12 protein-coding genes are annotated in these 10838 nt (G+C 30.4%); 9 read left to right on the top strand and 3 right to left on the bottom strand.

Annotated features, from left to right (window positions below; all coding sequences use genetic code 11):
- Positions 1 to 42 precede the first annotated feature (42 nt).
- The 7 genes from ABY298_RS05255 to ABY298_RS05285 all read left to right on the top strand — a co-directional run bounded on the left by ABY298_RS05255 (position 43) and on the right by ABY298_RS05285 (position 6392).
- Positions 43 to 582 carry a DUF1599 domain-containing protein gene (locus tag ABY298_RS05255; RefSeq protein WP_372744961.1) on the top strand — a complete coding sequence of 180 codons (540 nt, stop codon included), beginning with the start codon at positions 43 to 45 and terminating at the stop codon, positions 580 to 582.
- Between the two features lies 1 nt (position 583).
- Entirely contained in the window at positions 584 to 1546 is a 963-nt protein-coding gene (locus ABY298_RS05260) for a BT_3928 family protein (protein ID WP_372744962.1), read from the top strand.
- A 657-nt stretch (positions 1547 to 2203) separates the two neighbouring features.
- On the top strand, positions 2204 to 2542 hold the full coding sequence (locus ABY298_RS05265) for a P-II family nitrogen regulator (RefSeq protein WP_372744963.1): 339 nt from the start codon (positions 2204 to 2206) through the stop codon (positions 2540 to 2542).
- A gap of 36 nt (positions 2543 to 2578) precedes the next feature.
- Positions 2579 to 3778 (top strand): ammonium transporter, encoded by a 1200-nt coding sequence (locus ABY298_RS05270; protein ID WP_372744964.1) that lies wholly within the window; start codon positions 2579 to 2581, stop codon positions 3776 to 3778.
- Positions 3779 to 3853: 75 nt separating this feature from the next.
- Positions 3854 to 4567 carry a TorF family putative porin gene (locus tag ABY298_RS05275; protein WP_372744965.1) on the top strand — a complete coding sequence of 238 codons (714 nt, stop codon included), beginning with the start codon at positions 3854 to 3856 and terminating at the stop codon, positions 4565 to 4567.
- Positions 4568 to 4790: 223 nt separating this feature from the next.
- On the top strand, positions 4791 to 5129 hold the full coding sequence (locus ABY298_RS05280; RefSeq protein ID WP_372744966.1) for a P-II family nitrogen regulator: 339 nt from the start codon (positions 4791 to 4793) through the stop codon (positions 5127 to 5129).
- A gap of 21 nt (positions 5130 to 5150) precedes the next feature.
- Positions 5151 to 6392 carry an ammonium transporter gene (locus ABY298_RS05285; protein ID WP_372744967.1) on the top strand — a complete coding sequence of 414 codons (1242 nt, stop codon included), beginning with the start codon at positions 5151 to 5153 and terminating at the stop codon, positions 6390 to 6392.
- A gap of 54 nt (positions 6393 to 6446) precedes the next feature.
- Here the strand turns inward: ABY298_RS05285 and ABY298_RS05290 are convergent, their stop codons facing one another.
- Positions 6447 to 7061: a DUF1684 domain-containing protein gene (locus ABY298_RS05290; protein WP_372744968.1), complete on the bottom strand. Its 615-nt coding sequence runs from the start codon at positions 7059 to 7061 to the stop codon at positions 6447 to 6449.
- Between the two features lie 275 nt (positions 7062 to 7336).
- Here ABY298_RS05290 and ABY298_RS05295 point away from each other — a divergent pair, with 275 nt between their 5' ends.
- Positions 7337 to 8509 carry an MFS transporter gene (locus tag ABY298_RS05295; RefSeq protein ID WP_372744969.1) on the top strand — a complete coding sequence of 391 codons (1173 nt, stop codon included), beginning with the start codon at positions 7337 to 7339 and terminating at the stop codon, positions 8507 to 8509.
- 20 nt (positions 8510 to 8529) lie between these two features.
- On the opposite strand, the gene ABY298_RS05300 is transcribed toward ABY298_RS05295, so the two are convergent.
- Positions 8530 to 9096: a peroxiredoxin gene (locus tag ABY298_RS05300; protein ID WP_372744970.1), complete on the bottom strand. Its 567-nt coding sequence runs from the start codon at positions 9094 to 9096 to the stop codon at positions 8530 to 8532.
- 40 nt (positions 9097 to 9136) lie between these two features.
- Entirely contained in the window at positions 9137 to 9904 is a 768-nt protein-coding gene (locus tag ABY298_RS05305; RefSeq protein ID WP_372744972.1) for a DeoR/GlpR family DNA-binding transcription regulator, read from the bottom strand.
- A gap of 298 nt (positions 9905 to 10202) precedes the next feature.
- Between ABY298_RS05305 and ABY298_RS05310 the strand changes: the two genes are divergently transcribed.
- A partial coding sequence (locus tag ABY298_RS05310; protein WP_372744973.1) for an FAD-dependent oxidoreductase occupies positions 10203 to 10838 on the top strand: 636 nt, incomplete at its 3' end.

A 10838-nucleotide genomic window follows, 5' to 3' on the forward strand; every position in this document is an offset into this window, starting at 1 on the left:
TCATTAAATTTGTTCGAAATTTACGTAAATATTTAAAGTTACATGCAACAAACTTCAAAACAATACGACGAGGTTATTGAAAAATGCCGCTCATTATATAGTAATAAGTTAAAAGATTATGGATGCGCTTGGCGTATTTTAAGATTACCGTCTTTAACAGATCAAATTTTTATTAAAGCGCAACGCATTCGTCAACTGCAACAAAATTCGACCAGAAAGGTAGATGAAGGAGAAGTGTCTGAATTTATTGGAATTATAAATTATTCGATAATGGCCTTAATTCAATTGGAGAAAGGAGTGGTAGACCAGCCAGATTTACAAGTGAATGAAGCTATTGATTTGTATGATAAACATGTGGCAATTACTAAAAAATTAATGGAAGATAAAAACCACGATTATGGTGAAGCTTGGCGAGATATGCGTGTGAGTTCTTTAACCGATTTAATTCTTCAAAAATTATTACGTGTAAAACAAATTGAAAATAATAAAGGAAAAACCATTGTTTCTGAAGGTATTGACGCTAATTATCAAGATATGATTAATTATGCCGTGTTTGCTTTAATCCATTTAAAAGAAAATTAAGATGAAAATAGTAGTTCAAATTTCAAGGTATATTGTTGCGCTAACATTTATTTTTTCAGGTTTTGTAAAGTTGGTGGACCCGTTAGGATCTGCCTATAAATTTCAGGAATATTTTGGGTTTGATGTTTTAAATCTAGAATTTTTAATTCCATACGCATTACCTTTTTCAATACTGTTAATTATGGCAGAAATTATGTTAGGTGTTATGTTATTAGTAGGTTATTTACCAAAATTTACATCTTGGAGTTTGTTGTTAATTATTTTAGTGTTCTTGTTTTTAACGTGGTATTCTGCGTATTATAATAAAGTTACTGATTGTGGTTGTTTTGGAGATGCCGTTAAATTATCTGCTTGGGGAACCTTTTATAAAAACGTTGTGCTTATTGTTTTTATTCTTGTTTTAGTATGGAAAAATAGCCATATAAAACCTATAATAAGTGCCAATATTGCAAAATGGACTTCCTTTTTATCGTTTTTAACATTTCTATATATTACATATTATGTATTAGTGCATTTGCCAATTATCGACTTTAGGCCATATGCTATTGGAAAAAGTATTCCTGAAGGAATGAAATTTGTAGGAACTGAATTGCCTCCAATTCACGATTTTTATTTAGAATCTAATGAAGGGGAAAATTTAACAGACAAAGTGTTAGCTGATGATAAGGTTATGTTAATAGTAATGTATAATATTAGTAGAAGTGATAGAGATGGATTCGATGCAATTAAAAAGGTTACCGACAAAGCTTTAAAAAACGGTTATAATGTATACGCATTATCTGCATCTTTAAATGATGAGTTTATTGATATTAAAGAAGAGTTCGATTTAAAATTTGATATGCTTTTTTGTGATGAAACTACTTTAAAAACTATCATAAGAGCAAATCCAGGTGTTTTAACTTTAGAAAAAGGAGTTGTTAAAGGGAAATGGAACTGGATTGATGCTGAAAAAATTAAATTTTAATCTGTTAGGTTTTTTACCTTTTAGGAATAAGTAACTTTTAAACACTTCAAAAGTTACTTAATCTTACGTATTATAGTGATGTAATATAAAACAACAATGTGGGTTCATTTAGAAGAATTATTAGATGTTTTACTAATACATTTTTAATTATTCCTGAACACCTTAATATATAGTATTTTTTAAGCGAAATTTTTTTTGAGTTTATTATTTTGTTTGGTTGTAGACTGTAGAACTAATATAAATAATAATTTGCAATCGCATATTTATGATGGTTCCTTTTTTTTTTGTTTCTGTGGTTCCTTTGCTACATTCTTTATTTTTATTTAAAAAAATCAACAATTCATTTATCAATAGGGAGCGCTTAAATTTATTAATCTACACTTTTACATCTTTTATAGTTTATTTTTCAGTCCTTTTTAATGGATTTTAGCCTTAAAAAGGAGGTTTATTCTTCAAATTTATATACAGAATTGATTTTAAATCTTGTTTTTTCGATTATTTTCGATAAAAACAGGAAGTTATATTTTTATACCTACAATAAAAAAGGGGTAAAAATAAATAAAATGCAAAAATAGAATATACACCCCTAAAAAATTAGGGGGTAAAAAAAAATAAATATATTTTTGTTTCGAAATCAATTATACAAATCACTTTATTATGAAGAAAATTGAAGCAATTATTAGAAAATCAAAATTTGATGAAGTAAAGGAAGCTTTGCATCAAATAGGTGTAACTTTTTTTAGTTACTGGGACGTTACCGGTGTTGGTAATGAAAAAGAAGGCCATGTTTATAGAGGTGTTAGTTATAGTACTTCAGATATTCAACGCAGGTATTTATCTATCGTGGTTTCTGATCCTTTCTTAGATAGAACTATAGATGTATTGCTTAAAACTGCATACACTGGTATGGTGGGCGATGGTAAAATATTTGTTTCTGATATTCAGGAAACATATAGAATAAGAACAAAAGAAAAAGGTTCTGACGCCTTAAAATAATAAAAAATCAATTTAATCTTAAAAAAAATAAATATTATGGATACTAATAGTGTTTTAGACTTAATGTGGATTATAATAAGCGGAATTTTAGTGTTTTTTATGCAAGCTGGTTTTACGCTTGTTGAAACTGGTTTTACCAGAGCAAAAAATGCAGGAAATATAATAATGAAAAATTTAATGGATTTGTGTATAGGTAGTCTTGGTTTTTGGGCTATTGGGTATACAATTATGTATGGTGATACAATTGGAGCTTTTGTAGGAAGTCCTTCGTTGTTTTTTAGCGATGCGGAAAATATGCACAATTTATTCTTTCAAACCGTATTTGCAGCAACAGCGGCAACTATTGTTTCTGGAGCTATTGCAGAAAGAACAAAATTTACAACATATTTAATCTTTTCGTTAGTAATGACCGTATTTATATATCCAATTTCAGGACATTGGGTGTGGCAAGGTGAAGGTTGGTTAACAAATCTTGGATTTATTGATTTTGCTGGATCAACAGTAGTGCATTCAGTTGGTGGATGGGCTGCATTAGTAGCGGCATTTATGGTAGGACCAAGAATTGGAAAATATACAAACGGAAAATCAAATGCAATACAAGGGCATAACTTATTAATTGGTGCTTTAGGTGTGTTTATCCTTTGGTTAGGATGGTTTGGATTTAACGCTGGTTCTCAGTTAGCTATTTCTGGAGATAATGCAATTGCTGTTGCGGGTATTGTTATTACTACAAATTTGGCTGCTGCTGCAGCTGCTATAACTGCATTATTTGTAAGTTGGGGAATTTATGGGAAACCAGATATTTCAATGACATTGAACGGTGCATTAGCAGGTTTGGTTGGAATAACGGCAGGATGTGCTGCGGTTAGCCCAATGGGAGCATTTATTATTGGAATCATAGCAGGTGCGTTAGTGGTATTCTCAATTGAGTTTATTGATAAAAAATTAAAAATTGATGATCCAGTTGGTGCTGTATCAGTACATGGTGTTTGTGGTGCAGTTGGTACATTATTAGTTGGTGTATTTGCAACAGACGGTGGTTTATTATATGGTGGAGGTTTTCATCAATTAGGAGTTCAAGCAACTGGAGTATTTGCAATTGGAGCTTGGGCTATAGCCTGTGCGTTTGTATTGTTATTTATATTAAAGAAAACAGTAGGGTTGAGAGTTTCAAAAGAAGAAGAAGTAGATGGTTTAGATATTCATGAGCATAAATCAAATGTTTATAATAATTAGAATTTAATAGGTAAATTATTCAATCAAAAAAAAATCAATCAATCAAATAGTTATTATTAATTAAAATTAAAAAGAATGAAAACAATTAAAAAAATAGTACTAGTTTTTGTAGCATTATTATCAATAACGGCAATGAATGCGCAAGAGGAGTCAGGAGCTTCTTTAGATTTAGGTTTAGATGTGCAATCTCGTTATATCTGGAGAGGTATTCAGTTGGGAGGTAATAGCGCAAGTGCTCAGCCTTATATAGAATTATCTGCTGGAAATTTTTCAGTTGGAGCTTGGGGTGCATATAATTTAGGTGGTTTAGGAATTGGAAATGAGGCAGATTTATATATGTCTTATGCATTTAGTGATGCTTTTTCTGTTACAGTTACAGATTATTTCTTTCCAGGTGAAGGATCTGGAGGTTATTTTCCATATAATGCTGGTCACGTTTTTGAGGCAATGCTTTCATACTCTGGTCCAATTGGTATAACAGTTGCTACTAATTTTGGTGGAGCTATTAAATATATGGATGGTTTAGATGAAAAATCTGCGTATTCAACATATGTTGAAGCTAGTTATGAAACTGAAATTGGAGGTACTCCTTTAAGTTTTGCAGTTGGTGGTGTGTTTGGAGATGATAATGGCTATTATTATACAGATGGTTCAGGATTAATAAATTTATCAATTGGTACATCTAAAGAAATTAAATTGTCAGATTCTTTCAGTTTACCTGTAAATGCTGCATTTACTGTGAATCCAGATTCTGAAGATGTGTTTTTAACATTTGGTTTTTCTCTATAATATTATAATTGAGGTTTAGTTAGAAATCACCTTAAAGGTTTATCCTTTAGGGTGATTTTGTTTTGTTGATATTTTATAAAAATCAAAAAAAATTATTTAACTATAAAATAAGTAGGGTGTAATTTGAAAATATACTAAAAATGATATTTGAACCCTAAATAAATTAGGGGTTAATAAAAAAATAATATATTTTTGATGCAATCAATTATAAAAAACACGTAAAATGAAGAAAATTGAAGCAATTATAAGAAAATCTAAATTTGTTGAAGTGAAAGATGCTTTACACGAAATAGAAGTGAATTTTTTCAGCTATTGGGATGTAACAGGTGTTGGAAATGAAAAAGAAGGACACGTTTATAGAGGTGTGAGTTATAGTACCTCGGATATTCAAAGAAGATTCTTGTCTATAGTAGTATCTGATGCTTTTTTGGATAGAACAATTGATGTTTTGTTAAAAACGGCATTTACCGGGCAAGTTGGAGATGGGAAAATATTTGTTTCGGATATTATTGAAACATACAGAATTAGAACAAAAGAAACAGGATCTGAATCCTTAAAATAAAAACAAGAATAAAGAACAATTATGGAAGAAACAATATTTACAGTTAACAATGTTTGGATGATGATATGTACTGCATTAGTTTTTCTAATGCATTTAGGGTTTTCATTGTTAGAAATTGGTTTAACTAGACAAAAAAATACAATTAACATTTTATTTAAAAATGTTTTTATTATCTCAATTGGGTTAATTTTATACGCACTTGTAGGGTTTAATTTAATGTATCCAGGTTCATTTATAGCGGGTGTAATACCAGATTATTTTTTCGATCTATTTGGGTTAGCATCCCCAGAAAATGGTTTAACTGCAGAATATGCCGATGGAGGATATACATACTGGACAGACTTCTTGTTTCAAGGAATGTTTGCGGCTACAGCGGCAACTATAGTTTCTGGAGCGGTAGCTGAAAGAGTAAAATTAGGCGCCTTTATGATTTTTACAATTATATATGTAGGAATTGTGTATCCAATTGCTGGTTCTTGGAAATGGGGAGCAGGTTGGTTAGATGAATTAGGTTTTTATGATTTTGCAGGATCAACATTGGTGCATTCAGTTGGTGGTTGGGCTGCTTTAGTTGCGGTTTATTTATTGGGTGCAAGAATTGGGAAATTTAAAAAAGATGGATCAATTGGAGTAATACCAGGTCATAATCTTCCGTTTGCAACAGCAGGAGTTTTAATATTATGGTTAGGATGGTTTGGATTTAATGGAGGTTCTGTGCTTTCGGCAGATCCAGGTGCAACTTCTAAAGTGTTAGTTACTACTTGTATGGCTGCGGCAGCAGGAGGATTGTCGGCATTTTTAGTGTCGCTATTCAAATATAAACAATATGATTTATCTATGTTTTTGAATGGAATTTTAGGTGGATTAGTTGGTATTACCGCTGGAGCAGATGTAATGAGCGTAACAGATTCTATTGTTATTGGTTTTATAGCCGGTGCCTTAATTGTTTTAGGTGTTGCTTTAGTAGATAAAATGAAATTGGATGATCCAGTTGGAGCAATTGCTGTACATTTAATAAATGGTATTTGGGGTACCTTAGCTGTTGGAATCTTTGGAGATTTAGCAGGATGGTCTCAATTTGGAGTTCAGTTATTGGGTGTAGTTGCTATTGGTGCTTTTTGTTTAACTACTTCTTTTGCAATTATTTATACCTTGAAGAAAACTGTTGGAATTAGAGTTTCTAAAGAAGAGGAGCAAGAAGGTTTAGATATACACGAGCATGGTATGGATGCGTATCCAGATTTCCGTTTGAATCAACATTAATTAGTTCGTTTATTTATTGATAAAAAAGCCTATGCGATTTTGCATAGGCTTTTTTTAATGTTTTTTGTAAGCTTTTACTCCTGCTTCAATTGGAACTGATATTAAATTTTCTTTTGGAGGGATTGGGCAAGAAAAAGTGTGGTTGTATGCGCAATAAGGATTGTAGGCTTTGTTAAAATCTATAATAATGGTTTTGTTATTTGATTTCGGAATTTCTAAATCTATAAACCTTCCGCCTCCATAACTGCTTTGTCCATTTGAAGTGTCGTAAAAAGGAAGAAATAAATAGTTTTCGTAATCTAAAGATTTTAGTAGGTCTTGACTTTGGTATATGTTTAGTTGGTGTTTTTTGCCATTTAAAACAAAAGTTGCAATACCGTATTTTCTATATAAAGGTAGTCTTTCTGTGGTAGTTTTTAATTCAAAAATTGGAGAGTTAGGTGTTAGCTCAAAATCTGCAATAATTTTGTATTTTTCATTTATTTCAAAAAAATCTAGTGATTTAAATGTTTTTAAATCTTTTTCTGTTAGTGGAGATGTTGTGGCATCAGCAAATTCAGTGTTTAATTTATATTGAAATTGTTTAATTTCATCTTGGTATTTGGTATTTTGTGAGTTGCACTGAATAAAAATTGTAGCGATAATTAATAATATAAGTGTGTTTTTCATATAAGGTTTAATAAAATCCAAAAGTACTAAATAATAATATTAGGGCTAAGATACATAATTGGAATATTTTTGTAATTTTGATTGCTAAAATTAAAGAATGACTTGTTGTTTTAGAAATAGAGGTGTAAGTTTCTTTGTGTTAAGTGCTTGTATTGCTTTTTATTGAATTAAAAACAATGTTATTTTTACTGTAAACCTAGCAAAAAGCTGGGTTTTTTTAGTTTTGTAATATGCTTGTAAAAACTATAAATAGTTATCAAAATTCCTTTAGGGGTTTGTCTAAAGAAATTTGGTATTTAGCTTTAATTACTTTTGTAAATAGAGCGGGAACAATGGTGCTTCCTTTTTTGTCTTTATATTTAACTTCCAATTTAAATTTTACGCTTACTCAAGTTGGTTGGGTTATGAGTAGTTTTGGGGTTGGTTCTCTTTTAGGGTCTTGGTTGGGTGGAAAATTAACTGATAAAGTTGGATTTTACGCGGTTATGTTTTGGAGTTTATTTATTACAGGTTTTTTGTTTATTGGTTTACAATTTATTACAAGTTTTTCAGGATTTTTAATTGCCATTTTTTTTACAATGGCTGTTGCGGATATGTTTCGCCCAGCAATGTTCGTTTCTTTAAAGTCGTATAGTAAACCAGAAAACAGAACTAGATCTTTAACGCTAATTCGTTTAGCTATTAATCTTGGGTTTTCTTTTGGTCCTTTTTTAGGTGGAATTATAATTGCTGGAATTGGTTATGCTGGTTTGTTTTGGGTAGATGGAATAACTTGTATTTCTGCTGTTTTAATTATGAAAATTGTATTAAAGAAAAAGGAATTAAAAAGTTCGGTTGTTGTTCATGATTTATCTAATTTACTGGTTACTAAATCAATATATAAAGATAAACCATTTTGGATTTTTTTAACCGTAGTTTTTTTAATGGGATTTATGTTTTTACAATTATTTTCAACATTGCCATTATATTATAGCGAAATTCACGGCTTAACAGAATTGCAAATTGGGTTGATTATGGCTTTAAATGGTTTTTTAATATTTTTATTTGAAATGCCTTTAATTCATTATATTGAGAAAAAGTTATTTAATAAATTGAAGATAATTACCTGGAGTTTGGGTTTGTTTAGTTTAAGCTTTTTAATTTTAAATACTTTTAGTTGGGGTATTATTTTAATTATTGGTATGATTTTTATTACCCTAGGTGAAATGTTGGCATTTCCTTTTACCAATAATTTTGCTATGAGTAGAGCTGCCGAAGGTAAGGAAGGAAAGTATTTAGCATTGTATACAATGGCATTTTCATTAGCTCATATTTTCAGTGCAAAAACAGGTATGGAAGTTATAAGAGTTTTTGGCTTTGCAGCAAACTGGTATTTAATGGGTTTTTTAGGGTTTATAGCAATTTTATTAATGTTGCTTTTACGAAATAAATTGGCTTTAGAAAAATAAGTTTATAGAAAAACAGCTTTTTAAAGCTGTTTTTCTATAAATTCTTTAACAATTTTACTGTCGTCTGAGGCATTTACATCCGCATTTTTATAAATAATTTTTCTTTCTTTATTTAAAATAAATGTCCATCTTGGAGTTGTAATTTCTCTGGTTAATAAAAAGTTTTCGCCATTAAACTCTTTGTTAATGGTGCCTCCTTCTGTGGTTGGCACTCCAAATAATTTTGATAATTTACCTTCTGAATCTGAAAGTAGAGGGAAGTTTAATTGGTAGCTTTCTTTAAAATGTTTCAAACCCGCAACTTCATCACCGCTAATACCTATAACTGTTGTGTTTAGTTTATCAAAAGAGGTTTTGTTATCTCTGTATGAACAGGCTTGTTTTGTGCATCCTCCAGACATAGCTGCAGGGTAAAAATAAACAACCAAAAAATCGGAGGTTACACTTAGTGAGTTCCAGGTTTTTCCGGTGTCATCTATTGCGACAAAAGGTTTCACTTTGTTTCCAATGCTTATTTCTGTGCTGTTTTGAGCGATTGATGAAAAGTAAAAGCCGAAAGTAATGATTAAATAAAATAGATTTTTCATTGTTAGTTTTTGTTATTTTTATTTTTAAAATGTGTGTAATTTAAGCGATTGTTAAGTTAATTCCTAATTCAATAAGTTTGTTTTTTGTTTTTTCATCAATACCACTATCTGTAATTATGTGGTCAATATCATTAATTCCGCAAATTCTTCCAAAACCCTTTCTTCCAAATTTAGTAGAATCAGCTAAAACAATTATTTTTTGGGCAGCTTTTATCATTTCTTTATTTAAAGAAGCCTCCATGGAGTTGGTTGTAGTTAAGCCATATTCCAAATCTATACCATCTACTCCTAAGAATAATTTGGTAAAAGTAAATTCGGCAAGCATTTTTTCGCTTATTGGGCCAATTACAGATGATGAGCTTCTTCTAACAATACCTCCTAATTGAATAACATCAATATTTGGGTTTTCAGATAAGATTAAGGATGCATTTAATGATGCGGTTAAAACAGTTAGACCTTCAACGGGTTTTAAGTTTTTTGCAAATTCAATTACAGATGTCCCTGAAGCAATTATAATACTGTCATTCGGTTCTAGTATTGAGCTTGCAGCGGTAGCAATTCTAATTTTTTCTTTTGTTTGGATTTTTTCCTTTACATTAACATGGTTTTCTGTAGCGTAAGGATTGGATGGGATGGCTCTTCCGTGCGAGCGGAATAGCAGATTTTTTTCTTCTAAAGCTTTTAAGTCTTTTCTAATGGTAACTAGAGAAACATCAAATTCCTGACTTAAATCGTTTACATCAACAAAGCCTTTTTCTTCTAGTTTTTTTAAAATAAGTTGATGTCTTTCAGCAATATTTAAAATCATTATCATAGTATTTATAGGTGCAAAGATATGGTATAATGAGTTTATTTCGAAATATTACGAAATATTTTTTAATTATTTATTAATGAAATTAAAAAAATATTTTAGGGTAAGAGTTTCTAATTTTTAAAGTTTTCGTTGTCAATTAGTTATTTATTTTCTTTGTGGAGAAATAGTTAGAAACAGTGATAAATGTCATATTATCGAAAAAAAAATAAAAAAAAGCTTTCGAAAGCTTTCGGAATGTTATACATTTACGATGTAATAAATATAAGTAACTATTGATTTAAATTATTGAGATATGAAAAGAAGTGAGATGATTGATAAAATTAGAGGCAATTCGAAAGAATATGATTTTATTATTATTGGAGGTGGAGCTACCGGAATTGGAATTGCGTTGGAGGCTTCGGCAAGAGGATATTCAGTTGTTTTGTTAGAGAAATCAGACTTCACAAAATCAACTTCAAGTAAAAGCACAAAATTGGTACATGGTGGAGTTCGCTATTTAGCCCAAGGAGATGTTGGTTTAGTAAGAGAGGCTGTTGTAGAGAGAGGTTTGTTAACTCAAAATGCGCCGCATTTAGTGAAAAACCAATCCTTCATAATACCAACTCACGGCTTGTTTGATGAGTTGCAATATACAGTTGGTTTAACAATGTACGATTTGTTAGCTGGGAAATTAAGTTTAGGAAGATCTAAAAGAATTTCAAAAGCGAAAACATTAAAACGTATTTCTACAATTAATCCTGATAAAATATCTGCGGGTGTTGTTTACCATGATGGTCAGTTTGATGATACTCGTTTGGCTATTAATACACTTCAAAGTGCTACAGAACTTGGAGCTATAGTAATTAACTATTGTTCAGTTAATGGATTGTTGAAAGATGATAAAGGAATGGTTTGTGGAGTGAAGTTTTTTGATGAGGAAGGTGAAAAA

The sequence above is a fragment of the Lutibacter sp. genome, from assembly GCF_041596795.1.
In the GTDB taxonomy this organism is placed as follows: Bacteria; Bacteroidota; Bacteroidia; order Flavobacteriales; family Flavobacteriaceae; genus Lutibacter.

Excerpts from the sequence above, each read along its gene's own strand:
- ABY298_RS05255 (WP_372744961.1), top strand. The coding sequence starts at position 43 with ATGCAACAAACTTCAAAACAATACGACGAGGTTATTGAAAAATGCCGC.
- ABY298_RS05260 (WP_372744962.1), top strand. The coding sequence starts at position 584 with ATGAAAATAGTAGTTCAAATTTCAAGGTATATTGTTGCGCTAACATTT.
- ABY298_RS05265 (WP_372744963.1), top strand. The coding sequence starts at position 2,204 with ATGAAGAAAATTGAAGCAATTATTAGAAAATCAAAATTTGATGAAGTA.
- ABY298_RS05270 (WP_372744964.1), top strand. The coding sequence starts at position 2,579 with ATGGATACTAATAGTGTTTTAGACTTAATGTGGATTATAATAAGCGGA.
- ABY298_RS05275 (WP_372744965.1), top strand. The coding sequence starts at position 3,854 with ATGAAAACAATTAAAAAAATAGTACTAGTTTTTGTAGCATTATTATCA.
- ABY298_RS05280 (WP_372744966.1), top strand. The coding sequence starts at position 4,791 with ATGAAGAAAATTGAAGCAATTATAAGAAAATCTAAATTTGTTGAAGTG.
- ABY298_RS05285 (WP_372744967.1), top strand. The coding sequence starts at position 5,151 with ATGGAAGAAACAATATTTACAGTTAACAATGTTTGGATGATGATATGT.
- ABY298_RS05290 (WP_372744968.1), bottom strand. The coding sequence starts at position 7,061 with ATGAAAAACACACTTATATTATTAATTATCGCTACAATTTTTATTCAG.
- ABY298_RS05300 (WP_372744970.1), bottom strand. The coding sequence starts at position 9,096 with ATGAAAAATCTATTTTATTTAATCATTACTTTCGGCTTTTACTTTTCA.
- ABY298_RS05305 (WP_372744972.1), bottom strand. The coding sequence starts at position 9,904 with ATGATTTTAAATATTGCTGAAAGACATCAACTTATTTTAAAAAAACTA.